Source organism: Shewanella sp. A32 (assembly GCF_029167175.1).
In the GTDB taxonomy this organism is placed as follows: domain Bacteria; phylum Pseudomonadota; class Gammaproteobacteria; order Enterobacterales; family Shewanellaceae; genus Shewanella; species Shewanella yunxiaonensis.
Genome location: NZ_JARFTS010000001.1, coordinates 394,104 through 419,074, shown reverse-complemented (window position 1 = coordinate 419,074; position 24,971 = coordinate 394,104). Strand labels below are relative to the sequence as shown.

Here is a 24,971-nt window from a genome sequence, read left to right as displayed (position 1 = left end):
TTAACAAGAAAATATAGAATCGAATCAAAAAAAATTAATTTTTTTTATCCACTTAACAGTTCTAATTACTGCATTAAAAAATGAAAATAATGCAAAATAAAAAAAACTTTGTTTTCTCCTTAAAAAAACTAGAGACAACCATTTTTTATAGATAGGCAAACATTCTTCCTTTTTATGAAGTTTAAAATTGAAAAACTTTGAAGAATATCTTGGCCCCTCTACTAATTGACAACATTTTAAATCATACTTCCATAGCAAGAAACTTAAACTTAATTGATCTCGCTTTGCATTCAGATTAAATTCTTCCCACCAGGAGTCCATAAGATTAATTACTAATTTGCTATGCCTTCTAACAATAATATTATTCTCAAACAGACCGAAGTTTTGAGGGAATCCTTCATACTTGTATTTTGACATCTGAGAATTAACTTGTTGTGAATCTGCTTTACCGATTGAAATGCACTCCTTAGCTTCTTGATATATACAAGTTCTAAACGGATGCTTTGGTATCGCAATATCCCCGAGAGAAAGATATTTATCAAAAATAAAATTCAAATCTGATTTCACACTGATATTACCATCTAAGTATATTGACTCAGAATATTCAAAAAACTTGTAAGGAAAAAATTTGTACATCCTATTTAAAAGAATCGGATCTTCAATAGACTCTTTTTCGACATATACTATTTTCCAACTATTGGACTGCAAATTTGGGTCATCGGTGATGCAAACATAATCAACATCAGTAGGCGTGAAATCAAAATCATTTAACGTATCATATCCACCAAATATTACAGTATAAACCAACCTTTTATTTTTCATTTTAAAGCTTATTAATGTTTAATTATCAAACTAACTTTAGCTTGTAAATTATTGAAGAAAAGAATTTTCGAAGAGGACTCTCTAATTTTGAAAATATAAACGCAATAAATATAGATAAGAATAAAAAAATCAATGGAAAGAAATTTTGATAACCGTCAAGAATATCATTTTTACTTCCAAAAAATATCGAAAAAGAAATTATAAACTTTTGATGAAAAAGATATAAAGGATAAGATACGGCGCCTAAAAAAATGAGAAAATTATAATTTAAAATACGCTGCACAATTGAACTAAAAAAAGAGCAAACAAATATGAACAACAAAAATAAAGCAATTGCCGTAACTAAAAACCCGTTACCAATAAGTTGCAAACATCCTAAAATCCCGAAGAATATAGAACATAGTATATATCTATTGTCGGAAAGATTTTTGTATTGATACAAACTTATGCCAACGATGAACCATGCATAATAACTAACTCCTAAATATTCTAAAAAATCTAAGAGGATAGTAAACTTGATATCAAATAATTTTAAGACCTTTAAAAAGAAAAAAATTAAATACAAGATAAAAATTGAATACAGTTTTTTATCTCTAAATATGAAATAAAAGACTGACACGAGAATATAGAACTTAACCTCAATATATATTGACCAAAATGCACCATCTAGACTATTAAAGTCCGTATTAAAGATAGTGTTTAAGGTTTCTGGATCGATAAAAAATATCCCTGGAATGATATCTGTGATTTCATTCTTAAAAAGAAAAAAATTATCACCCATTATAAATTGATAGAATATTATAAAAAGACTACATATCAACATCAATGGAAATAATCTCAACCAACGTTTGGTTAAGAAAACTGAAATATTTTCGCTATTATGAAGACTCATGAAGATTACAAAGCCTGAAATAGCAAAAAATAACTGAACGCCTAACCAACCATATTGAAATATATCTTTTAAAATCTTGATTTGTTCGTAGGGTTCAATTTCATGCCACCTATAAAAAGAATGATACATGACAACTAACATAATTGCCAATCCACGCATTCCGTCAAGGTGTTTTATCCGGACAAGCAGAGACATACTTTAACCTTATAAACTTATTGGCGTAGCATATGTAACATGTTCAAAAGGACTAGCTTTATTTTTATTTCTGTCTAAGAGAACTTGATAAGTAAATAGGGTAAGTAGTAGTATAAATACAAGTAATCCAATCATGAAATTATAACGATTCTTTAAAAGAGATTGTTTAAAACAGATAGATAATGATAAAAAATTTAAACTAAAAAATGGGATAAAGATTCTCTCCCACATTTCAAAATTTATTCCAGCTAGATATAACAAACTACCAAATACTGAAATATTAAAAATCTTAATATCTATATGAGATTTATTTATAATTATATATAGAACTATTAAATACCAAAAAAGCACAACCAAGCCACTTCCAGCATCGTAAATTTGATAGTTTTGGATACGTTCTGAATAGATTTGGCCATAGTAAGGAACATATAGAACCAATTTTTGAAATATTAGATTTATCAAATTTGACTTGTATAACAAAAGACTTATCAACCAACATGTGATAAGAAATACCAAGCTACGATTCTTATTTAAAAAACTAAAAAATGGCAAAAATAGCATCAATATGGAACTGTAATGAAACATAAACCCAAACAAATTTAATAATATATATTTTTTATTGTTACAATTAAGATATATCAAGCTATATATAAATATAGAAAGACTTACACCTTGTCGTATGCCATTATTAAGAAAAAATACCAAACCTGTCAAAAAAATAAATACAGAAAAAAACTGGTGGCTTTGGAATTTTCTAGCAGCTAACAAGAGGAAAAATATTTGTAAAAAAGTACAAACACAAAATACAAAAAAATAGCCGAATCTATTTGAGAAAATATAACCAATTTTATTTAAAATAAAAAAAAATGGTTCGACGATCAACTTGCCGGTATCATATATATTGATCGCGTAAAACATATTTACATAGTTTTCATAATCATTACCAATATTTATTCTAAATCCAAAAACCAATGAAAACATAACAGAAACAAAAATACACTTTGTTAGTGAAAGTTTTTTGCTATAAAGGATTAAAGAGGCTAATACTATAACACCAATATAAATTGTAAGTGATATCATCAAAAACTATCTTATATTAATTAACAATAGTGGATTCCATAATAAATTACTTATACTTGTTTAATAAAAAGTCCATCTTATCCTGTTTTTTCATTTTTTTAGTAAATATTACATCACTCTGAATTTTTTCAAAATATTCATTTATAGTTTTTATTTTCCTGGCGGGTACACCAGCATATACATTTTCAGCTTCAAGGCTCTTAGTTACAACAGAACCGGCACCTATTATTACATTGTCGCCAATAGTAACCCCAGGCAAAATTATTACCCCGCTTCCAATATATACATTATTTCCAATGACAATCGGTTTAATTAAATCCCAATCTGGATGTTTATCCCTAAATATCCAAATTCCACCATCATGCGTTTCAAAATGTGTTTTGGTAGCAGATACATGATTACCTATTTTTACAAGATAAGGTTCAGAACTAAAAGTCACATCAATCAATCTGCAATCTTTTCCAACAGTAACGCCCAGAGCTCTTGCTCTATCTACTCCGCTTTTAGTTCTGCTAGTTAGTTTTTTTATTAATTTTTTCATTTCGGCTCTCTGCAAACTTCAGACTAAAAATTCTAATAACCAGTTCCGATAGATAGATGAATAATATTAGAATTGAAAATTCTACTAACTTTTTATCTGAACAATAACTTATATAAAGAACAATTGAGACGAAGTAAATTAAACAGTTTATTAATGTACTTTTGGCTAGAGCTTTATCATAGCCAAAAGCAAGCATAATAAATCTTCCAATAACACCGCTGATACCAACAATAATTACTGTAGACAATAAAATATAAAGATTATATATGTCGTTGCTTAAATCCCCCAACATATATTTATAAATAAAAGGTAGAATAATAAATGCAGCGATTACCAAAGAAATATTCATAAAAGTGATCGCAGTACCAATTTTAAATATTTTTGAAATTGATTTTTCTTTTATCACACTTGGATAAAACGCTGTAAAAATAATGTTTTGAGGTATTGAGATAACCGATATTAGTTTCATGGCGAAATCGTATATTACTACCTCATGGGGTCCAAACATAATCCCAACAGCAACAACATTAAGTCTGTCTTTCAATGCAATAAATATTGATGATAAAAAAACTGAAAATCCATCTACAAAAGATTTCGAACAAACATTCCAACTTATATGTGTAAAATTAACTGCCAAATATTTTAAGGCCACGTATTGGGATAAAATACCGCTAACGATGTAAAACAATAGATTTAAAATCGCAAAAAGTTCGATATCATCTTTATTTTTAATAAGTAAAAATATTGAAACAAGAAAAATGAATTTAGAAACAACATTCACTATTGTTATATATTTCATTTTCTCCATTCCCTGATAAAGCCAAACAGGAAATAGAAGTTCATAGAACAAAGGACCTATACAAATAAAAAATAGAAACCTTACATCACTATCTTGTGTAAAAATGCCATAACTAAAATAAATTAATACCGTTGGAAGGAAAATAATAGATTTACAGATTATTGTCGATGTAAATATTTCGGAGACTTTCGACAAATCCCCTTTATTTAAAGATATATTTCTCGTAGAGGATAAGTTAAAACCATAACTAACGAATGCACTTAAAAAATATGAAATACCTTGTAAGAATAATACTTTCCCATATAATTCGCTGCCAATAACTTTTATCAAATATGGGTAGGTTACTAACGGAAAGAGTAGGCTTAGCATCTGAAGTATACTCAAATAACCTGCATTAGTTAATGCAACCTTGTTATTTGATACTATACTTTTAATCCAAAATTTCATTAAATCACCACATTATTGGATTTTATATATTAATTTCAGCTAAAACTCTCGCATTTTTGTCCTTTTCAGAGAGAATTGGAACACTATCAATAGGCCAATCAATTGCTAAATTTTTATCATTCCAAAGAATGGATACTTCCGCTCTTGGGTTATAGTAATCGGTGCATTTGTAAACGAACTCTGCTTCAACGCTAGTGACATAAAAACCATGAGCGAACCCCTCAGGTATCCACAATTGTCGTTTATTTTCCTCAGATAAGTATACTCCGACCCACCTACCATAGGTTTGGGACCCATTCCTTATATCTACTGCGACATCGAATACCTCACCAGAAACTACTCTAACAAGTTTTCCTTGTGTATTTTCTGTTTGATAATGTAACCCTCTTAAAATACCTTTTTTTGACTTTGAATGATTATCTTGAACAAATTTTGTTTTCTTTCCTGTTACTAGTTCTTCAAAACGGTTCTGATTCCACGTTTCCATAAAGAAGCCACGTTCATCTCCAAAAAGTTGTGGTTCTATGATTTTTACGTCTGGGATGGTTGTTTCTATTACATTCATGATAATTACTTATATGCTGTTAGATTTTTTAATGCTAATTGCCAATCGCTAGGTTCAATACCATATAGTTGCTTAATTTTTTTATTCGACAATTTGGAGTTTGCTGGACGCTTTGCGGGAGTAGGATACTCAGCAGTTGAAATAGGGTTAATTACAACTGTTTTATTCAACAATTTCTGTTCTATCGCTTTTTCAAAAATAGTTTGAGCAAAGGTATGCCAGCTAACATGTGGTAAACCTGAGAAGTGAAATACACCGTAAGCATTAACACCTTGATTCACTACTTGTTTAGAAATCGCAATTAACGCATCTGCAATATCACCCGCATATGTGGGACCACCGAACTGATCTGCAACAACACCTAATACGTCTCTTGTTTGACCTAGGCGCAGCATGGTTTTGACAAAATTGCCACCACGTTCACCAAATACCCAAGCAGTGCGGAGGATAATATGACGAGGACATGCTCGAGCTACAGCTAATTCACCTGCAAGTTTACTCTGCCCATATACACCTTGTGGAGCTACAGGGGCGTCTTCACTGTATAACCCTTTTTTATCACCTGAAAAAACATAATCCGTTGATATGTGAAGAAATAGTGTTCCATTCTTGTGCGCAGCTTCAGCCAAAATTCTTGGTCCGTCACGGTTTATTGCATAACAAAGTTCAACGTCTTGTTCTGCTTTGTCTACAGCGGTGTAGGCGGCTGCATTGATAATTACATCAGGGGTAAATTGCTTAACTATTGCATCAACTTGCACCGGATCTGTAATGTCTAATTCTTGACGGGTTAACGCTAAAAATTCAATTTCTGGCTTTTGCTGTAATCTGTCTACCAGGCAACTGCCCACTTGCCCATTACTACCAGTAACTAAGATCTTCATTTTAAGCTTCACTCAATAGCCGCATAAGATAACGCCCATAGCCATTTTTCAGCATAGGACTGGCTTTCTCCTTCAACTGTTCAGAGCTGAGCCACCCGTTACGAAACGCTATTTCTTCTAAACAAGCCACCTTCAGTCCTTGAACATTCTGAATTGTCTCTACAAATGAGGATGCTTCATGGAGACTTTCGTGAGTGCCGGTATCTAACCACGCAAAGCCACGACCAAGCAATTCAACATTAAGCGCACCATCATTAAGATACATTTCATTGAGCGTAGTGATTTCTAATTCACCACGAGCTGATGGCTTAACCGATTTTGCGAGATCTACTACACGATTGTCGTAGAAATACAAACCTGTTACTGCGTAGTTTGATTTGGGCTTGGCAGGCTTTTCTTCGATGGAGATAGCCTTCATATTCTTATCAAACTCAACAACACCAAAGCGTTCCGGGTCTTTTACCTGATAACCAAACACAGTAGCCCCACTTTCTCTGCTAGCAGCACTGCGTAACGTTTTGCTAAAGGACTGACCATAAAAAATATTGTCACCGAGCACTAAGCAGACGCTGTCATTTCCAATAAATTGCTCACCAATTAAAAATGCTTGGGCTAAACCATCAGGGCGTGGCTGAATAGCGTATTGAATATTTATTCCAAAATCGCTGCCATCGCCTAATAGGCGTATGAAACTCTCATTATCTTCAGGAGTGGTGATCACCAAGATATCCCGAATGCCCGCCAGCATTAAGGTTGAGAGCGGATAATAGATCATAGGCTTATCGTAAACTGGCAACAGTTGTTTTGACACGCCCCGGGTAATAGGATAAAGGCGGGTACCGGAGCCACCGGCTAGAATAATACCCTTCATTTTCTAACTCCCAGACCTAGGCGTGTACCCTGATATGCACCGCTTCTTACTCGTTGCCACCACTGCTCGTTATCGAGATACCAGTTAACCGTTTTACACAGACCTGTTACGAATGTTTCTTGTGGTTTCCAGCCAAGTTCATTCGCAATCTTTGTTGCATCAATAGCATAACGTCTATCGTGCCCTGGTCTGTCTGCTACATAGGTGATCTGTTCACTGTAACAGCCATCTGCTTTGGGCTTAATATCATCAAGGATGTGACAAATCGCTTCCACTACCTCGATATTTTTCTTCTCGTTATGGCCACCGATGTTATAGGTCTCCCCTACTTTTCCTTCAGTGACTACTTTATATAAAGCCCTCGCGTGGTCTTCTACATATAACCAATCACGAATTTGATCGCCTTTGCCATAGATAGGCAGATCCTTTCCATCAAGGGCATTAAGGATCACTAGCGGAATTAGCTTTTCAGGGAAATGATAAGGACCGTAATTGTTTGAGCAATTAGTGACGATGGTCGGTAAACCGTAGGTGCGACGCCAAGCGCGAACTAAATGGTCGCTGGATGCTTTAGAGGCTGAATAAGGGCTACTCGGTGCATATGCCGTTTTTTCAGTGAACAGTGGCAATTCCCCAGCCACTTCGTCAGGATGGGGCAAGTCGCCATAAACTTCGTCGGTCGAAATATGGTGGAAACGAAAGGTGGACTTTTGTTCGGTATTAAGTTTATTCCAATAGGACCGAGTTGCTTCTAAAAGCGTATAAGTACCACCGATGTTAGTTTGGATAAAAGCAGCAGGGCCATCAATTGAACGGTCAACATGCGACTCCGCAGCCAAATGCATTACTGCATCCGGTTGATGCTCTGCAAACACTCTTTCTAATTCGTTTGGGTCACAAATATCCACTTGTTCAAATGCATATCTGTCACTCGAATCAATTTCCGCTAGTGACTCTAAATTACCCGCATACGTAAGCTTATCTACGTTGACGACACTATCGTTGGTGTTCTTAATAATATGTCTTACAACTGCGGAGCCAATAAACCCAGCGCCACCTGTTACCAAAATTTTCATTTAAAATCTCTAATTCTACGATTAAAACGACAGGAACTTTTATTATAATTGGCTCGTTCCGAGGAGTTTGATCTTATAAGACATCTCAGTCATTCCTTGTTTACTGAGACAGAGTTCATTCATTTTGAGACAGTCAAAGTCAACTAACCTACTGTAATACATTGATTTTACCTACCAAGGCTACCCCTCCCCAATAGGTCATCTTTTTCTTTAATTTATTATCAATTAGTTGGTTTTCTAAACCAACTCAAGACTTGCCAGATATGAGTCAATGTCCATGTATAAGACAGGAACATCACCATAAAACAAGTGAACATTATCCACTCATGAACGGCGTAGATTTCTGATACACAACCAATAACAGCTAAACTTGCCCCCATCATAGAGATGATTGCCAACGTCTGACGACGATTGAATCCTGCTCGTTCGAAAATATGATGCAAATGATTACGGTCAGGCTGAAATGGTGACACACCCTTTCTAATGCGCCGATACATAATGGACGTCATATCCATTAGCGGGATTGCAATCAAATACAAGGCTGTAACGGGTCTGAATGCTTTAACACTGCTGTCAGTCCCAATCACCAGTAGCCACACCACGGTGAGCCCGATGAGCATACTGCCCGCATCGCCCATAAATATTTTGCCAAAGTTCTTTGGCCAGCTCAGATTGAACATCAAGTATGCAACAATCGATGCAATAAACAGGACTGGTAGTATGTACCAGTCGTTATTAGCGCGGCTGAGTAAAAATGCCAAAGCCGCAAAGGTAATCAAGCTGAGCATTCCAGCCAAGCCATCGATGCCATCTACCATGTTGAAGGCATTGATGGCACCAATCACCGCGATAATGGTTACTATCGTTCCGACAGCCCCCAGATAAACTTCAAAGCCCAGAATTGATCCTAAGCTACGAAGATAATAGCCAGCACCAAAAATCATCATGGATGCCACAATGACCTGCGATGCTAACCGCAATCTGACCGATAAGTCATACTTATCGTCTAGCACACCTAAAAACAGCAGCATGGCCGCTGACACAAAATAAATATTAAGCGTTTGGCTATCAGTGATAAAAAACATCGACGCCATTAGTACGCCAATATAGATACAAATCCCCCCAACCAACGGGATAGCACCATTGTGCAATTTTCGTTCATTTGGTAAATCTACCAATCCTGCTTTTACCGCGATTGGGCGAATAATTTTTACCGCGAAAAAAGAGATCAAAAAACTCGATATCAAGGGAATTACATAGTCCATTTCAAGGTCCTTTTTGAATACATCATGACTTTATGACTGAAAATTTCAGTTTCCTTTTTTGACAAAATATCTTACCAATACTATGAAGACCGCCAACATGCCGCCCAGTAAGGTTCCCAGCACACAAATCAACGCTCTCTTTGGTTTGAATTTCTCTTCAGGCACCAGCGCTGGATCGATCGTTTTAAAAATATATTCATCGCGGACTTCAGCAAACATAATAGTCTTTGCTTGTTCTTCCACTAACTTGTACAAAACAGTTCGGATATCTGCGACATTGGTTTGCTCTATCTGTTTTTCCAAATATTCAGTACTGCGCTTTGCTTCTGTAACATCCCGTTGTTTCATTACCTGATTGATATCTGTAACCAACCAGTCAACCCATTGTTTGGCGATATAGGGAGATTTGTGCTCAATCGATACCGTTACTAATCCTGACTGCTTATCACTGGTTACAGAAAAAATTTTGGTAAACGCTTTGTATGCTTCCTGCATAGAGGGCTTAGCCTGCAAAGGAGGTTTAACTTTCCGCACCCATTCCTTAGTGGTGGCATCATAGAGTTCAGGATCATATGAAATTTTATTATCGCTGAGACTCCATTTATCAACCGCCATGAGCTCTGGCAAAATGTGGTGTTTTTCAATGAAATCTGAAGTGAATTTTCGAGACTGCATCACTTCGATGGCTAATTCAGTCTTATCTGCACCACCATTTTTTCCCAAATTAATGCCAGCTAGGCTTGCCAGTCCACCAAACTGGTTTGCCAAAGCAGATAGCCCACCACCTTGAGCCTCTTCTGCGGGCGCCAACAATGCCTCTGACTTATAAATATTCGGCATCCACAATGCTAAAGCAACCGCGCCTATAGCAAATACTAGAGTGATGGCGATAATGAGTATCTTTCCGGCCCAAATAACGCTAAAGAGTTCTCTCAGGTCGATTTCGTCACTTGTCTCAAACTGCCGCGGGGCAAATTCAGCATCTTGCGGATTAGAAATGGTATTTGACATAAAAATATAGTGCTAAGCCGTAGCTATAAGTTGTAAGAAAAGCTAAGCAATATTGCATCAGCTAGAGATAAAAATAAAAAGGTAACTCAAGTACCAAGGTACAAACGTTATGCCAATGGCAGCATGTGATGGTCTAGCGGAAATAACTTAAACACTCACAGGCCAATCCTCTTTTTCGCGTGCCGCGCACATAAATTTATGTACGCGGCATAAAGCTAGTTACAACTACAAATTGGCAATGGCCGCAAGTGCAACTGCTGAGTTATAAAAGATTGATGTGACTTGCGACCATAACGTCAGATTATCTTTGTACTCAGTATCGAGAGGTACCACAATGGTATCGCCAGCAGAGAGGTTATCCTCACTCGAAAACCAGAAAGAATTATGTGGCATCATCACTGAACCATCTGCCTTTATGACATAAATGCGGTCAGTATCTGCACGTTTCCTAGCGCCGCCAGCCATCTCTAAATACTGATTTAGCGTCATGCCACTCTTAAATCTGTGAGTTGAGGGATGTTGTACTTCGCCTACTACAGAAATGATTTGCTTTTGTGCCGGCACATACAGCACATCTTTATCCTCAAGTTGCAGATCAGCCTGCTTTATTCCTAGGGAGATTGCTGGCAGATCGATAACTAAACGTCCAACAGCCTTGATATGTTCTAAATCAGTCAGCATTTTCTGCGCATCATCGTAATTCACCACGGTACCGTCTTTGGAAATACCTCTCGTGGCGATGTCTCGACGCAGTTGATCAGCCATCTGCTTGATTTCAATCTCTTCCTGCTTTTTGATTGAATCACGCACAAAGACTGCAGATGGCAGATAAGCATTATCAGTAAAGCCGCCTGCGCGAGTTAACACCTGTTCCAGTGTTTCGCCGCGACGAATACTGTAAATACCAGGGAACTTAACTTCACCCCGAATTTCAACAGACTGAGTCTCTTGCCACTCTGGTGTTTTCAAAACGGTCAGAACATCTCGAGGTTGCAAGCTGATATCAGCTCCCGCTTCATGATCCATCGCCTGCTTCACATTTACATTAAGATGCGCGATTGAAGAAGAGTCAGCATCCATATAGGTACGGGTCAATTCTGCTCTCTGAATGTAAGCGCCTTCTTTCAATCCACCAGCCGCCGCAATAAGATCACTTACAGTGGCCTTTTCAGCAAGCGGGTATATACCGTCATATTGTATCTCGCCATTAATGGCGACCACTTTGGCTTCTTTGCCTGCGCGGCTCTGAGTCTTAAGTGTTGCAATAATTGGATAGAGTAATTCCTGACGATTAAATTCCGAACTTAGTTTGATTAATCCTCTGTCATTGAAAAGTTGTAGTAACATCTTTTCCACTTCAGTTGACACTAAATCTGATTCTTGTGGGGCGGCATCGTCTATAGCAAGTACTACACCCGCTAACTGATGTCTCTGCCCCAATTTTTCTTGCCCAAGTTGACTAAAACCTGACTGGAAGAGATCGGTATTAACTAACGAGTTGTCAGAGTTATTTCCTTTGGTTTTACTAATTTTCTGAATCTTATTAACTCGGTCTTTTACTAGTCTGTTTAGCTCGTAGCGATTTCTGATATTATTGCTTGCATTAAAAATAACTACTTTATCTTTAGGCATTAAAAGCACGTTATCTTGCGATGCAGTGTCTGTAATGGCTCTTGCAGGAGAAAATTGCAGTACTTTGATATCACCTACATCATTAATCTGCCGCACAACTAATGCGTATTTAAGATCGGCCCCCGCTAATAAATCACCATTTATAGTCGGTATGAGACTGCTGATTTTTTGGCCTTTAACCCATTGATATATACCAGGTCTTACCGCTGCACCAACCAAAGTGATAGCATTATCATATTCTGAAGAAGCACTCTTTACTCGCAGATAATCTCCATCTTTAGCGACAAATTTCTGGCCTGCTGAAGTTGTAAGGTCGACGTTAATGATTGATTTCAATCCATCACGATTATAGCGCTCAATTGTACTACTTCTGGGGTAGGCTCCAGGCTTTAACCCAGCTGCCATTTTCACCACATCGATTAGATTTTCGTTTGGCTTCAACTCATATATTGCGGGCCGTTGCACATCTCCGGACACACTGATGGTGGGTCCCATTGCGGGGATAAACACAACATCGCCAGATCGGAGTGACAAGTCCTTTGAAGAATCACCATTCAGTAAAAGATCATAAAGATCAAACGTCGCAACAACTTTGCCCTGACGTTTCAACTGGATATTACGCAATGAGCCTATATCACTAACACCACCTGATACAAATAGCGCCTGCGTGATGGTAGACAGACTAGATACGGTATAAGAACCTGGTTTGTATGCATCTCCAGCAAGAAAAACTCTAATGGAACGCAATTCACCCATAGTGATGTTGATATCAACACCAATCATCTGTTGTTTAATTTGCTTTGATAATACATCTCTAAGCTCTGAGAAGGACAAACCATTAACGTTGATAGGTCCAAGTCCAGGGAATTGCAATATACCTTCTCTGGTCACAGTCAATTCGTACTGTTCATTATCCTTACCATAAAGTTGCACTTTAATCGAGTCTCCAGGCCCCACCATATAATTAGAAGGCACTGGCGCATCAGAAACTGGAGCAAATGTGGTTGGAGACCCCGCAAACATCTCATATCCAAACCGCTTTAATGGCTGGTTCTGATCGTCTTTAATGAAGCCCAAATCATCATCTTGCTTTTGGGAATCATCTGATTGGTCATTCCTAGGCTGAACGACCGGGGTGTTGTAGTTATTTTGGTTTTGAGTTGAGGATTGACTCTTCGCCGAAGTTAACTGGGACGGATCGATACCATATTGCTCGGCTAAACGGAGCTGCTCTGACTTGGGCAAACTTTTGAACTGTTCGACCATCTGCGGCGAAATTGTAACGGCTTCGGCCTGAACCAATCCGAAAGACAGAAGTGCTGCCAGCGCAAGTATTATCTTTCTTTTAATGAATGACACTCAAAAACTCTCCATCGAAAAAATGCTGCACAAATAAAACATTACAACTTCATCATTAAACTTAATATTGCGCCAAAATACTGACACTCAGCAAAACACTGACACATTTAGAAAAGAAGCACGCTACCGCCCATGGATTACGGCCTCCAAACTGCCTAACAATTTCAAATTTTAGATATAACTATTTGTTTTTTATTATTTTTGAAAAACAAAAATGCACACAAGAGCTTGATTTTACTTCAACGCCCTAAGCAAGTCAGTTCAAATATGCATCCAATTGCTAAAAATTATATATTTCTTATAAAAAACAAAAGAAAGCCATACATTGCACAATAAATGGAATGCATTTATAGATAACATCATACGGTTTTCATAATTCAAGCGATAAAACTCCATCCATGCAGTATCTATCTCTAAGAGAGCATAATCAGGCACATACCGCAGATATCAGTGAAGTTTTATCGACAATGAGTGATTGCATTTGTCCGAGGAAATTAAACAAAATCCGACACCGCTTATCACCACATTGCTCTTGAAAGACACCCTCTAGATCAGCAAATGGCCCGTCAGTAAATTTGACTTTATCACCATTCGCTAATGCTTTGGGTACCACTATAGGCTCGTTCATTTCTCGGTATTTGAGATGAGAAATCAAACGTTCGTCAATGGCACTCAATTCTTCCCGACAATTCACTAATCGAGCCACACCGCGAGTAGAATGCAGTTGCCGAACGCTAGTGATTGTAGGGTCAAATTTTATGAATAGGTAGTTAGGAAACAAGGGTTGTTTCTTTACAACAAGCAGACCTTTTTCTTTCTTTTCCATTCGCAACATCGGCAGATAGGTTTCTAGCTGCTGCATAGTGAGATGTTGTTGTGCCCGCACTTCGCTGCGGGGCTTACAGTACAATAGGTACCAGGCCTTCATGCTGAATCTCTACTTCTGGATTAAGTGACGTCCTATCACGCGGGGGAATGATAGCAAAATCAGCTTTACGATTAAAAGCAAAATTCCGAGACAAATTGTCTCAAATCAAATCCATTGTTAACATATTTTTAATATGTCTATTAGATAAACAGTCACAATACAGTGTGTTAATTGGCCATCTTGACGATAATTATGATGCGTACAATTTTAGAATTTTTGAAATTTCAAAGGGTAACAGAATAGAAATGAATAGGCTGTAAAAAATGTACACTTTATACTCGCAATAATCTTGGTAACAAATTGCCAATATTTTAATCACGAGAATTGTCAAACCGACATAAACGACACGGTAGAACAGTAAGTTTCATTTAACAAGTAAAGAATACGGAACAATTTATGAGTCCAGCCGCAACTGACAAGACCTTTTTAGGGCACCCTCAGGGCCTATATCTGCTGTTTACTACCGAGTTATGGGAACGTTTCAGCTATTACGCGATGCGTGCCATTTTGGTGTTGTACTTGGTCGACAAAGTCCGCAACGAAGGCGGCTATGGGCTTGGTTGGGATCAGGATGACGCGCTACGCCTCTACGCGGCATTTACTGGTCTGTTCTATTTGACGCCTTTGTTTGGTGGCTGGCTGGCAGACAATGTGCTAGGGCAGCGGAAAGCAATCTATCTTGGTGGTACCTTGATGGCCTTAGGCCAGTTTTCTTTGGGACTTCCTCACCACTGGATTTCAGGCTATGAAACAGTGATGTTTTATCTCGGTTTGGCTGGGCTTGTGCTGGGTAATGGTTTATTCAAACCGAATATCTCCACTATGGTCGGGGATCTGTACCCGAAAGGCGATCATCGGCGTGATGGTGCATTTACCATTTTCTATATGGGCATCAATCTGGGCGCCTTTCTGTCGGCAATCGTTGTCGGTACCGTGGTTCGTTACTTTGATGGCGATTATCAGGCCGGTTTTGTCTGTGCTGGCATCGGCATGCTGTTATCACTGTTATTACAGTTTCTGTTTGCGCAGAAATTACTCGGCGATATAGGAACCTTACCATCCGCCAAGTTAGAAAGACTCAAGCTAGGACAACAGATCAGTGCTCAAAAAACGCCACTCACTAAAGTAGAACGGGATCGTATCAAAGTGATTTTAATCATGGGCATGTTTACCGCGATATTTTGGGCAGGTTTTGAACAAGCGGGAGGTCTATTTAATCTGTTTGCACTGAATTTTACCGACCGCATGATTGGTGACTGGGAAGTACCGACGGAATGGTTTCAGTCACTCAACTCACTGTTTATTTTTATATTAGCTCCGATAGTCGCATCGGTGTGGATCCGCTGTGGTGAACGTGAGCCTAATTCACCGGTGAAATTCGCTATGGCATTAGGATTTCTGGCAATAGGCTTTCTGTTCATGATCGCGGCAGTACTGCAAGTCGATGAAAGCACCTCAGCCAAAGCGAGCATGTTATGGCTGGTGGCGGCTTACTTCTTTCATACTCTAGGCGAATTGAGCCTGTCGCCGATAGGATTGTCCATGGTGACCAAACTGGCCCCCCTGCGTTTGATTTCCTTGATGATGGGAAGTTGGTTTGTCTTTACCTTCATCGGCAATTATACCGCCGGCATGGTGGGGTCATTGATTGGTAATAGCGACGACCAGAATATGCAGCTGAATAATGTTCTGGCCATTTTTGCTGGAATTGCCATTGCTGCGGTGATTGCCGGAATTATTCTCCATTTTATGGCCGATAAACTGGTGGACTGGATGCATGGTGCAGAAACCAATCTTCATACCCGCCGCGAGGAAGAAGTGCTAGAGCAGGAACTGGCCGTAACAGCAACACATGAAGTCATCAATAAACACTGATTATCTCGTAAAAGGCTGCGTTCATGCAGCCTTTTACTATGGTTACCCAATATGCATCTGCACAAATCCGCCTTCAACAGTATCAGGCGAATACACCAGCCCATGAAAATCATTTGCCATTAACATTTGCTTATGGGCGGGAATACCGGTAACCAAGCACAACGTGTCATCACCGTTTAATTGACGTGATTGCATCGACGGATGCCCCCACGCAAAGAGTCCTAGTTGCATGCTATCCGCTAATGCCAGACGGGTTAACGCTTCACCATGACGCAGATAACAGCGTAGCCCTCTCCCTGCCTGCGCCACCTGTAATTCATTATGCTTTAAATGCAGCGCCACATAGATAATATCGCAGTAGAGATCGACCCCGGCATTGACCAGACGCTCGTTAAGATATTTCAACATGGACTGAGGGTTGGTCACAGTGTCATCAATACGATTATTACTGTCTTTCACTTTTTGATTGACGAAACTCTTCAGCAAGACACAGGCAAAAGCCGCACGATTATCTTCAGGATAAAAATGTGCCATATACATGATGAAATGCTCCCCCCCCACCATCGCGGAATCAATGAAGTAAGGGCTTACCCGGTTATGGGTTAGCAAGGTGTAATCAACATGCACTTTGGGATAATCAATGGCGGAGCCCGGAAACAACTGCTGTTGGACACATTTGGCTGCCTCTGTATTTTGCTCAAGTAGTGCCAGATTCTGGTTGAGTTCAAGATAAGACAACTCATCAATATCGTCATTTAGTCCAGTGGGGGCTACGCCTGTAGATGCCAGACACTGGTTAATAGCGTATTCAACGGCATGCAAATCACTAAGCGGCTTAACCAGATAGTCGCTGGCGCCAAGACGTAAGGCTTCAGTAACCAGTGCCATACGCTGATTACCGGATAGAATAATAGAGGGAATTGAGGAACCACTGTTATAGATATGACGTAACATCGTCAGCCCATCCATGTTGGGCATATTCAGATCGGCAAGGATGATGTCGAAACGTTTTTTAACGAACTGTTCCAGACCATCACGGCCATCTCCAGCTTCGGTGACTAAAGCTCCGCGAGTTCGCAGAAACCTTGCGATCATATCCCGAAATACCGGATCATCTTCCACCAATAAGATATTTAAAGCTTCAAGCGCCATATAAACTTCCCGGCAAGAACCGTTACACTGGCGCCGCCACCGAAATGCATCTAGGCATATCAGGTAGTTTTAGACGGCAGCTAAAGGCTACTCCAGCTCCTGCATATATTCGTCAAGCAACTCATCATCATCCTTTTTTGATGGAACCTTTCCGTCATACACCTTGTAATCCACATACTGGATATAAGCGTCCTTGACAAAGCTGTATGGGTCGAGTGCGTTGTCTACCAAACGTTCTTGTTCAATTGCGGCAGCTCGGGCATTCAGGCCTTGAATTCCCCATTTGAGAACTTTTTGCCACAAGGTAAATTCTGCCATGGGAAAGTATAGACCATCCACCCAGTCAGTCGCGATTTCTCGAGTCACAAAGGGACCAGCAAACGGTGCCATAAAATATGGACCATTGGGCACGCCGTAATATCCCAATACCTCGTTGAAATCATCTTGCTTACGTGGCATTCCCATCATGTCAGCCACATCAATCAAGCCCAAAATCCCAACAGTAGAGTTAACCACAAAACGACCACCAGCATTCAGCGCCCAGTGCCATTTACCCTGTAGGGTGTTATTCACTACGCTATGTGGCTCATCCAGATTTTGGACAAAGTTATCCAACCCCGTTTTTATCGGTTCAGGCACATAGTCCCGATACCCATGAGCTACTGGTCGTGCGACATATCTATCTAAATAATTGTAGTTAAAATTCCACATTGCCCGGTTGAAGCCTTCCCAAGGATCTCGCGGGTCTTTATAGGTAATAGAAACTTGTTTATCAGTTGGTTGAGTAATATCACCCTGTGCAGGCTTCTCCCCCGCTAATGCAGTGGACGCATACGTTAGAGCGAAAACCATTGGAAGCCACGGATACTTCATGTCTTTCTCTTCTGGGGTAACCTATTCTGAATATTAGTTGGGATTGGCTAAAGGATATAACTGTTCAGGCCGATACAGTGGTAATCAAAGCGCGTAGTAAACGTCAAAAGTCTGTCCATTGACCTGTTCCTTGGCTGTAAGGATACTGCGCTGGCAAAATAGATCAAATTCATATTTAGAATGTATTGTTCGAAAATACACATTAAAACCCTGGATTGAAACAATGAATCCAATAAATGGCACAATACCGCCTGATCTGCCAGATTCAGTACCACCGGTTGCCGGTAACAGCACGGTATTGCCCGTCAATATTGATATATCCGGCGATGAGTTACAGATAACGCTACAGGGGAAGCAATTTACCCTGCAAACAATCGACGTACAGCAACAACTCAAATTAATGCTACAACAAGGAAAAGCTGCCGCATTAGAGCTGCAAAATCCGCTTCCAGAGGTGATGCAGGGCCGTGCTAGTCAGTTATTGGTACTCGCTGAAGCGATCCAGATAAAATTACCGGACGCCCTTACGCAATTGGCATCACAAAATGGCATTCCAATGCCATTATTGATGCAATTAGCCAGTCGGCCACAAGGCTATCCATTACCGCCGGTGACAGTAGAAAAAAATGATATGCGCTTTGCCGGCGGAACGGTCATCACCATTCCACAAAACGTTAAGCTTCCTACCGGACAATATCTGGCAAAGGTGGTGGCAGATGGTGAAACGCTACAGTTAAAACTAGAACCAGTAACACATCGCTTTGATATTAGCTTAAAGGCCACAGCCAATGCTGTTACTGCAACACCAGCCACGCCCGCGCAAGCCGCCATCGTGACCAGTAAACCCGATATAAGCGCTATATTCAGCCACTGGATAAAATCGTTAGAACAGGTGCCGGCACCGCCAATAAAAAGTACGGCAGACACGGCTTCAGCAATCCCCATAACAACCAGCAGCACTGTTTCCGTATCGCCAGCGACTAGTACCCCAGCGTCCGCTACACAATCAGTTGATATGATAAAGATGGCTACCGCTAGCAACACACAGGGAACAACCGTAAAAGCGGATACTGCAGCGATCCCCCTAGATAAACCGCTACCATTATCGAGTCAATCGCAGCCTTCGAGCCAAATCAATAAGCCTGTTGATATTCCATCACCGCAGCAAACAGCTGAAACACCAGTAAATGTAGCGGAGCCTCCCGCACAAACAGCAGGCACCCTACCAGCCTCTCTTAACTTTTTACAAAAAGCATTCAATAAATTAGGGGCCGTGCCAAGAACAGAGCTGCATGCGATGGAAGTAAAGCAGAATGTTGCGTCGGAGTTGCTTAAACTTCTGCCAGCATTGCAACCTAAACCACTAAGTAACCTTGCCGAACCGGTAACGCTAATGGCAGAGATGGCGGCACAAATGCGCTTTCAACCCAGTGCGCCAGTTACCGCCCCCAATGCCACACAGTCAGATGCGGTAAGCACTATCTTGCAGTTGCTGATTGGGGTAAAAGCCTTTAGTCAGCAACAACACATCAGTCCTAGGCTTCGCCAGTATATTCAAGCGCTGCAGACTCGCATCAATATCGCGCCACAGTTACTGCAAGCCTTACAGAACAATGATTCTTTAGAAAATGTTAACCATATGGCGCAGAGTATCCGCCTTTACCAGCAAGCCAGCGCCGATAATCAAGGGCAATGTTGGTATGTCACCTTGCCCTATTACCTCGATCAACGCCAAGAGCAGCTGGAAGCAAAATTCGAGCATACCGCTCAAGGTTCAGAAGGTGCCGATAAACGCAGCCAATGGCAACTACAGCTAAAATTTAATCTGAGTGGTGGTGCACTGCTAGCCAAGGCACAGATGCAAAATCATAGCGTTAACCTGCATTTTATCGGCAGTAGTCAGCTATTGATTGATAAAGTAAGTAACCACTTCGCAGCATTATCCACGAAGTTAACTCAGATAGGATTGACGCCAGCAGAGTTATCAGCACATGTCGCCCCGGTACCAGCCACCTTATTACCGGGCGATCACTATCTAGTGCAAATTAAAGCCTGAGGAATGCCAATGTCTGACGAAGCCAAAGCGCCACCAAAGCAAGCTGTCGCCTTAAGTTATGATGGTAAGTCTGCTCCCACAATTACGGCGAAGGGACGAGACCTGCTGGCAGAAGAGATTATTGCTGTCGCCAAAGAAGCCGGCGTTTATATCCACCAGGACGAACATCTCAGCAACTTTCTGCAGATGTTAGAATTAGGCGAGACCATTCCGAAAGAGTTGTATTTGTTAATCGCTGAATTAATCGCGTTTGTCTATATGCTTGATGGAAAATTTCCCGATCAATGGGATAATGTGCATAAAAAAATTACCGAGCAAGTATAGTAAAAAGGAGGCAAAAGCCTCCTTTTTTGCACTCGGTTAGTGTTTACTATGCATGCGGATCAATAACTCAGCTTCTGCTTTAGGTAGTTCACATTCCCGCATTAACTCATCAACACCCGCGCCCAACTGCACCATTTTTATCGCGCGACTGTATAACTTAGCTTGCGGCTCTTGCTGCATCGACTCATCCAATTTTACGTCTTGCTCCACAAGCTTACGCTCCAACGACAACAACCGGCGTCCTACACCGATAGTGCCACTACGCAGTTCCTGGAGTTCTCTTTTTAACGCTTCCCGTTGCCGATCGCCTTCTTTTACCAACACGGTCAACGCGTCGACTTTGTTTCGCAACCGGTTGCCCTGCTTTTGCAAAAACAACACCAGACCGAGACAGGCAACAATGTACACCAGCGCTGCGATCATAAAACCATCGCCTATCATCGGTGATCACTCCTTACGACTAACGGCAATACGGTAAATATCCCTCAATGCAACATTACAGCTGGGCGAGCTCAGCCCATTCTTCATCTGACAGCAATTTATCCAAATCCACCAGAATGAGCAGTTCATCACCGCGGTTACTGACGCCCTGAATGAACTTAGCGCTTTCTTCAGTACCAACATTCGGCGCGTTATCAATTTCAGAGCGACGCAGATAAACCACTTCGGCAACGCTGTCTACCAGAATACCGATAACCTGCTTTTCTGCTTCAATAATCACAATACGAGTGGAATCATCTACCTCTGCAGCAGCAAGGCCAAAACGACTGCGGGTGTCAATGACTGTCACCACATTGCCACGTAAGTTAATGATCCCCAGCACATAATGCGGCGCACCAGGCACTGGAGCAATTTCGGTATAGCGTAACACTTCCTGGACCTGCATCACGTTGATGCCATAGGTCTCATTGTCTAACTTGAATGTGACCCACTGCAGTACTGCATCGTCTTTACCTGCAGCTACAGCAGCGACATTTCTTGATTCTGTCATATTTACCTCAGTTTATTGGATCCTGACATCCCAATCCGGCATTGAGCATTTCAACAAGTGCCCGCACATGCAAAATGCCACACATTTGTTCCTTAACCACCCCGGCTAACCAGGGGCGCTTCCCCGCTTTCCCACGCCAATTGACCTGGGACTTATCAATTTTGACGGCATTAACCAGCGATTCGCAGGCTAATCCCCAATTGCTATCTTCTAGCACTACAAGATATTGATAATTTATGGATTTTACCAGCTTATCATCATATTTTTCCGGCATAACCCACGCACCGGTGTCCACGATATTCAATTGAGTGTCACGATAACTCTGCACACCCTTAAACCAACGGGGTCTGCCGATGATATGGTTAATATGTTCCACCGGCACAATTCCCCCCAAACTGAGCAACGGAACCGCTAACGTCAGGCCTGCCACATTAAAAAATAATACCTGAAATTCATCATCGAGCAGCTCTGCCAATGGCACGATATTCTTTGGTGGCTCACTACCCGCTTGAGGCTCTGCAGTAACAGAGGCTTGGAGCTCAATATCTGTAACGACTGAAGCTTTAATTTCAAGCCGCTGACTTTCTTGAACAGTTTCTACAGGGGATAATGCTGAAACATCCACAATATGAGGACTAACTTCAGCCGTTGTGACTTGAGCCAGCAGTTGCTGCAATGCGCGCTTATCCAGTGACGATTTTGTCTCTTGCCTAGCAGCTATAGTCGCAGCTCTCTCTGGCACCACAGCGGCGGCTTTCATGGTCGCTGTCGCAACGTTATTTTCCGCAGGAACAACTTCAGCCGCCACAGGTTCACGCAACAGTACACTAAAATAGTCAAAAACAGTTTCATCAACCGATTTTGGCATGTGCAAATGCTCCCTTCAGCAGAAAATCCAACAATCGTTCATAAGCATGAACACCTCGTGAGTGCGGTGCATAGTGGCTGGCTGGCAGATGTGCCAGGCTGGCATCTCTGAATTTGGTATCCACGGGAATAACATCCAACCACAAGCGCTCACCATAAGTATCACCAAGATACTGTAACGCCACCGGAGATGCCTTTGTTCGCTTGTCATACATAGTGGGAACGACTGAATAGCTGTAGCGAGTATTTTTAGAGCGTCCCATCAATTCCATAGTCTTAATCATGCGCTCCAGGCCTTTGATTGCCAGAAATTCTGTTTGTACCGGCACAATGATATGCTGGCTAGCCGCTAACGCATTCACCATTAATACGCCAAGCACCGGGGGGCAATCCACCAACGCGACGTCATAATCTGATTCGAGTAAATTCAGCAGATTGCGCAGGACTAAGCCCATCCCTTCATGATGTCCCAGCGCCCGGTCGAGTGTTGCCAATGCCATCGTCGCAGGCAACAGATCTAAACCATCGACAGAAGTGGGCACGATATGTTGTTTGACCAGATCGCGAGACAAACGGTCATGAGCAACAAACACATCATAGAGCGAAGCGGGGACTTCTTCAGAATCAATGCCAAGATAATATCCCAGCGATGCGTGAGGGTCGGTGTCAATCATCAACACCCGTTTGCCACGTCTCACCAGCACACCGGCAAGGCTCACCACCGAGGTCGTTTTGCCTACGCCACCTTTCTGATTCGCAATGGTCCAGACTCTCACATTTGGCCCCTCTTTTGCCTTACACGCGTGGTTTTAGCCGGAGGTTACTGCTCTTTCACATCACGGGTGGTCACGCGGATCCCGCCATGCGGCAAACGTATTACTTTAACGCCATCTTTTAACTGTTCAACTATTACCGGTGAATTCAGTGATGTCGGCACAGTTGGTGCTGACTGAATATCGTTATGTCGCTCAGCAGGGCTCCGCTGAGTCGGCGCCTTTGTTTGTTCAGGCTTAGAGTCCGAAGCTGATGGCTGCTGTTTGGCATTATCCAAAGACTGCTGCAATGACATTTTGCCCTCTTGCACCGGCTTAACCACATCCAGCAAAGATGCCGTCTGTTCCGGGTGTTTGACCATCCAATCTGCAATTTTTTCTGCTTGCGCATCAGGAACCATCAATACCACCTGCGAATCCTGAAGCTGCTTAACTTCTTGCTGCAACGCTAAATTCTTTCGATGTAACTGCCAACTAAATGCGGCTAATACCAAAACTGCTAACGACAGCAGAAATATCCCGAGCAGATATCCCGTCTGCCTGTCAGCAGTTTTAGCCACGACCGGATTCCCGCAAAATCGCTTCTGCCATATTATCAAGCGGGATGGAGTGGCTAGAAATACCGGCGACAGTCACGGCCTGAGGCATACCATATACCACACAAGAAGCTTCATCTTGTGCCCAGATGGTAGCACCAGCACTTTTTAATAACCGCGCACCCTCGCGACCATCCGCGCCCATCCCCGTCAATATTACACTCAACACATCGCCCCCAAACGCCTTAGCTGCTGAAGCAAAGGTGATATCCACGGAGGGTTTGTAATTCATATCGGGTGTGCCAGCAACGACCTTGATCCGCCCACTGACACCGGCTCGTTCGACCATCATTTGCATGCCACCTGGTGCCAAATACGCACATCCCGGCCGCATAGCATCACCATTAGTCGCTTCTTTGACCTCAATCTGACATAAGCTATTGAGTCGAGCGGCGAACGCTGGAGTAAAAGCCGCTGGCATGTGTTGGATCAGCACAATAGGGTGAGGATAATCCGCGGGGAAACGCGTTAAAATCCGTTGTAACGCGACCGGACCGCCAGTGGAGGTACCGATCAATAACAACTTATACGGCTTACCACTGGCACGCGTTGGCACTACACCAAGCCCCACATTGCGTTCAGCCGGCCGGGGAGCCTCCACCTGCGCTTGCGTGCTCGATAACCCGCTACTGAAGGTGCTTCGTGCCGGTGTAACCGGTCGGGAAACCGGCCGAAAGACCCGGCGACGTCCTAATGCGCGTACGCGCTGTTGTAACAGCTGCACCGCAGCTTCTTTATTGGTCGCAATATCTTCAAATCGCTTAGGCAGGAAATCCAACGCCCCCGCATCCAGAGCATCCAATGTTGCTTTAGCGCCCTCATGGGTTAACGATGAAAACATCAGAATCGGCGTCGGAGTACTTTCCATAATTTTACGCACAGCGGTAATCCCGTCCATCACCGGCATTTCGATATCCATGGTGATGACATTGGGTTTTAATTCTGCGGTCATCCGCACCGCTTCCAGACCATTGGCTGCCATCCCGACAACTTCAAGCTCTGGGTCTTGATTCACGATCTCACTTACTCGCCGACGAAAAAAACCAGAATCGTCGACGATTAGCACTTTAATAGCCATTCAAATCCTTAAATACGAT

General features: G+C 41.4%; 23 protein-coding genes. 3 read left to right on the top strand and 20 right to left on the bottom strand.

Annotated elements, in window-relative coordinates; genetic code table 11:
* Nucleotides 1–24: 24 nt before the first annotated feature.
* The 12 genes from PY479_RS01845 to rfaH form a co-directional block, all read right to left on the bottom strand.
* Nucleotides 25–822, bottom strand: coding sequence for a glycosyltransferase domain-containing protein (locus PY479_RS01845; protein WP_275482689.1), 798 nt, complete (start codon nucleotides 820–822; stop codon nucleotides 25–27).
* A gap of 25 nt (nucleotides 823–847) precedes the next feature.
* Nucleotides 848–1,909 (bottom strand): acyltransferase, encoded by a 1,062-nt coding sequence (locus PY479_RS01840; RefSeq protein ID WP_275482688.1) that lies wholly within the window; start codon nucleotides 1,907–1,909, stop codon nucleotides 848–850.
* A 1,126-nt stretch (nucleotides 1,910–3,035) separates the two neighbouring features.
* Nucleotides 3,036–3,530, bottom strand: a complete 495-nt coding sequence (locus tag PY479_RS01835; RefSeq protein WP_275482687.1) for an acyltransferase — start codon at nucleotides 3,528–3,530, stop codon at nucleotides 3,036–3,038.
* The gene (locus PY479_RS01830) at nucleotides 3,502–4,776 is read right to left on the bottom strand and encodes an oligosaccharide flippase family protein (protein WP_275482686.1); all 1,275 of its coding nucleotides are present in this window, start codon (nucleotides 4,774–4,776) and stop codon (nucleotides 3,502–3,504) included. Before PY479_RS01830 ends, PY479_RS01835 begins: the two co-directional genes overlap by 29 nt.
* Before the next feature lie 22 nt (nucleotides 4,777–4,798).
* Nucleotides 4,799–5,341, bottom strand: coding sequence for a dTDP-4-dehydrorhamnose 3,5-epimerase (rfbC, locus tag PY479_RS01825; protein ID WP_275482685.1), 543 nt, complete (start codon nucleotides 5,339–5,341; stop codon nucleotides 4,799–4,801).
* A gap of 5 nt (nucleotides 5,342–5,346) precedes the next feature.
* Entirely contained in the window at nucleotides 5,347–6,225 is an 879-nt protein-coding gene (rfbD, locus tag PY479_RS01820) for a dTDP-4-dehydrorhamnose reductase (RefSeq protein WP_275482684.1), read from the bottom strand.
* A gap of 1 nt (nucleotide 6,226) precedes the next feature.
* Nucleotides 6,227–7,096 (bottom strand): glucose-1-phosphate thymidylyltransferase RfbA, encoded by an 870-nt coding sequence (rfbA, locus tag PY479_RS01815; RefSeq protein WP_275482683.1) that lies wholly within the window; start codon nucleotides 7,094–7,096, stop codon nucleotides 6,227–6,229.
* On the bottom strand, nucleotides 7,093–8,172 hold the full coding sequence (rfbB, locus tag PY479_RS01810) for a dTDP-glucose 4,6-dehydratase (RefSeq protein ID WP_275482682.1): 1,080 nt from the start codon (nucleotides 8,170–8,172) through the stop codon (nucleotides 7,093–7,095). Before rfbB ends, rfbA begins: the two co-directional genes overlap by 4 nt.
* 221 nt (nucleotides 8,173–8,393) lie before the next feature.
* Nucleotides 8,394–9,437 (bottom strand): UDP-N-acetylglucosamine--undecaprenyl-phosphate N-acetylglucosaminephosphotransferase, encoded by a 1,044-nt coding sequence (wecA, locus tag PY479_RS01805; RefSeq protein WP_275482681.1) that lies wholly within the window; start codon nucleotides 9,435–9,437, stop codon nucleotides 8,394–8,396.
* Nucleotides 9,438–9,482: 45 nt separating this feature from the next.
* On the bottom strand, nucleotides 9,483–10,448 hold the full coding sequence (locus PY479_RS01800; protein WP_275482680.1) for a Wzz/FepE/Etk N-terminal domain-containing protein: 966 nt from the start codon (nucleotides 10,446–10,448) through the stop codon (nucleotides 9,483–9,485).
* Nucleotides 10,449–10,673: 225 nt separating this feature from the next.
* Nucleotides 10,674–13,439, bottom strand: coding sequence for an SLBB domain-containing protein (locus tag PY479_RS01795; RefSeq protein ID WP_275482679.1), 2,766 nt, complete (start codon nucleotides 13,437–13,439; stop codon nucleotides 10,674–10,676).
* A 427-nt stretch (nucleotides 13,440–13,866) separates the two neighbouring features.
* A complete protein-coding gene (rfaH, locus tag PY479_RS01790; protein ID WP_212595891.1) occupies nucleotides 13,867–14,367 on the bottom strand; it encodes a transcription/translation regulatory transformer protein RfaH in 501 nt (166 codons plus the stop codon).
* A 396-nt stretch (nucleotides 14,368–14,763) separates the two neighbouring features.
* Here rfaH and PY479_RS01785 point away from each other — a divergent pair, with 396 nt between their 5' ends.
* Nucleotides 14,764–16,242, top strand: coding sequence for a peptide MFS transporter (locus tag PY479_RS01785; RefSeq protein ID WP_275482678.1), 1,479 nt, complete (start codon nucleotides 14,764–14,766; stop codon nucleotides 16,240–16,242).
* A 42-nt stretch (nucleotides 16,243–16,284) separates the two neighbouring features.
* Here the strand turns inward: PY479_RS01785 and PY479_RS01780 are convergent, their stop codons facing one another.
* Together PY479_RS01780 and PY479_RS01775 are read right to left on the bottom strand one after the other, a co-directional pair.
* The gene (locus PY479_RS01780; protein WP_212595889.1) at nucleotides 16,285–17,394 is read right to left on the bottom strand and encodes a response regulator; all 1,110 of its coding nucleotides are present in this window, start codon (nucleotides 17,392–17,394) and stop codon (nucleotides 16,285–16,287) included.
* A gap of 87 nt (nucleotides 17,395–17,481) precedes the next feature.
* Nucleotides 17,482–18,267 (bottom strand): VacJ family lipoprotein, encoded by a 786-nt coding sequence (locus PY479_RS01775; RefSeq protein WP_275482677.1) that lies wholly within the window; start codon nucleotides 18,265–18,267, stop codon nucleotides 17,482–17,484.
* 223 nt (nucleotides 18,268–18,490) lie between these two features.
* Between PY479_RS01775 and PY479_RS01770 the strand changes: the two genes are divergently transcribed.
* Nucleotides 18,491–20,323, top strand: a complete 1,833-nt coding sequence (locus PY479_RS01770) for a hypothetical protein (protein ID WP_275482676.1) — start codon at nucleotides 18,491–18,493, stop codon at nucleotides 20,321–20,323.
* 9 nt (nucleotides 20,324–20,332) lie between these two features.
* Nucleotides 20,333–20,647, top strand: coding sequence for an EscU/YscU/HrcU family type III secretion system export apparatus switch protein (locus tag PY479_RS01765; RefSeq protein ID WP_212595886.1), 315 nt, complete (start codon nucleotides 20,333–20,335; stop codon nucleotides 20,645–20,647).
* 36 nt (nucleotides 20,648–20,683) lie between these two features.
* On the opposite strand, the gene PY479_RS01760 is transcribed toward PY479_RS01765, so the two are convergent.
* Genes PY479_RS01760 through PY479_RS01735 form a run of 6 tightly spaced genes read right to left on the bottom strand, consistent with a single transcriptional unit; the run spans nucleotide 20,684 to nucleotide 24,952 of the window.
* Nucleotides 20,684–21,085, bottom strand: a complete 402-nt coding sequence (locus tag PY479_RS01760; RefSeq protein ID WP_212596534.1) for a DUF2802 domain-containing protein — start codon at nucleotides 21,083–21,085, stop codon at nucleotides 20,684–20,686.
* Between the two features lie 58 nt (nucleotides 21,086–21,143).
* Entirely contained in the window at nucleotides 21,144–21,638 is a 495-nt protein-coding gene (locus PY479_RS01755) for a chemotaxis protein CheW (RefSeq protein WP_212595885.1), read from the bottom strand.
* 7 nt (nucleotides 21,639–21,645) lie between these two features.
* Nucleotides 21,646–22,506 (bottom strand): chemotaxis protein CheW, encoded by an 861-nt coding sequence (locus PY479_RS01750; RefSeq protein ID WP_275482675.1) that lies wholly within the window; start codon nucleotides 22,504–22,506, stop codon nucleotides 21,646–21,648.
* Nucleotides 22,490–23,281, bottom strand: a complete 792-nt coding sequence (locus PY479_RS01745) for a ParA family protein (protein WP_275482674.1) — start codon at nucleotides 23,279–23,281, stop codon at nucleotides 22,490–22,492. Before PY479_RS01745 ends, PY479_RS01750 begins: the two co-directional genes overlap by 17 nt.
* Nucleotides 23,282–23,325: 44 nt before the next feature.
* Nucleotides 23,326–23,838, bottom strand: a complete 513-nt coding sequence (locus tag PY479_RS01740; protein ID WP_275482673.1) for a membrane anchored protein in chemotaxis locus — start codon at nucleotides 23,836–23,838, stop codon at nucleotides 23,326–23,328.
* Nucleotides 23,831–24,952: a chemotaxis response regulator protein-glutamate methylesterase gene (locus PY479_RS01735; RefSeq protein ID WP_275482672.1), complete on the bottom strand. Its 1,122-nt coding sequence runs from the start codon at nucleotides 24,950–24,952 to the stop codon at nucleotides 23,831–23,833. Before PY479_RS01735 ends, PY479_RS01740 begins: the two co-directional genes overlap by 8 nt.
* Nucleotides 24,953–24,971 lie beyond the last annotated feature (19 nt).

Excerpts from the sequence above, each read along its gene's own strand:
- PY479_RS01845 (WP_275482689.1), bottom strand. The coding sequence starts at position 822 with ATGAAAAATAAAAGGTTGGTTTATACTGTAATATTTGGTGGATATGAT.
- PY479_RS01750 (WP_275482675.1), bottom strand. The coding sequence starts at position 22,506 with ATGCCAAAATCGGTTGATGAAACTGTTTTTGACTATTTTAGTGTACTG.
- PY479_RS01755 (WP_212595885.1), bottom strand. The coding sequence starts at position 21,638 with ATGACAGAATCAAGAAATGTCGCTGCTGTAGCTGCAGGTAAAGACGAT.
- PY479_RS01835 (WP_275482687.1), bottom strand. The coding sequence starts at position 3,530 with ATGAAAAAATTAATAAAAAAACTAACTAGCAGAACTAAAAGCGGAGTA.
- rfbA (WP_275482683.1), bottom strand. The coding sequence starts at position 7,096 with ATGAAGGGTATTATTCTAGCCGGTGGCTCCGGTACCCGCCTTTATCCT.
- rfaH (WP_212595891.1), bottom strand. The coding sequence starts at position 14,367 with ATGAAGGCCTGGTACCTATTGTACTGTAAGCCCCGCAGCGAAGTGCGG.
- PY479_RS01765 (WP_212595886.1), top strand. The coding sequence starts at position 20,333 with ATGTCTGACGAAGCCAAAGCGCCACCAAAGCAAGCTGTCGCCTTAAGT.
- PY479_RS01830 (WP_275482686.1), bottom strand. The coding sequence starts at position 4,776 with ATGAAATTTTGGATTAAAAGTATAGTATCAAATAACAAGGTTGCATTA.
- PY479_RS01780 (WP_212595889.1), bottom strand. The coding sequence starts at position 17,394 with ATGGCGCTTGAAGCTTTAAATATCTTATTGGTGGAAGATGATCCGGTA.
- PY479_RS01840 (WP_275482688.1), bottom strand. The coding sequence starts at position 1,909 with ATGTCTCTGCTTGTCCGGATAAAACACCTTGACGGAATGCGTGGATTG.
- rfbD (WP_275482684.1), bottom strand. The coding sequence starts at position 6,225 with ATGAAGATCTTAGTTACTGGTAGTAATGGGCAAGTGGGCAGTTGCCTG.
- rfbB (WP_275482682.1), bottom strand. The coding sequence starts at position 8,172 with ATGAAAATTTTGGTAACAGGTGGCGCTGGGTTTATTGGCTCCGCAGTT.
- PY479_RS01800 (WP_275482680.1), bottom strand. The coding sequence starts at position 10,448 with ATGTCAAATACCATTTCTAATCCGCAAGATGCTGAATTTGCCCCGCGG.
- PY479_RS01735 (WP_275482672.1), bottom strand. The coding sequence starts at position 24,952 with ATGGCTATTAAAGTGCTAATCGTCGACGATTCTGGTTTTTTTCGTCGG.
- PY479_RS01785 (WP_275482678.1), top strand. The coding sequence starts at position 14,764 with ATGAGTCCAGCCGCAACTGACAAGACCTTTTTAGGGCACCCTCAGGGC.
- wecA (WP_275482681.1), bottom strand. The coding sequence starts at position 9,437 with ATGGACTATGTAATTCCCTTGATATCGAGTTTTTTGATCTCTTTTTTC.
- PY479_RS01775 (WP_275482677.1), bottom strand. The coding sequence starts at position 18,267 with ATGAAGTATCCGTGGCTTCCAATGGTTTTCGCTCTAACGTATGCGTCC.
- PY479_RS01770 (WP_275482676.1), top strand. The coding sequence starts at position 18,491 with ATGAATCCAATAAATGGCACAATACCGCCTGATCTGCCAGATTCAGTA.
- rfbC (WP_275482685.1), bottom strand. The coding sequence starts at position 5,341 with ATGAATGTAATAGAAACAACCATCCCAGACGTAAAAATCATAGAACCA.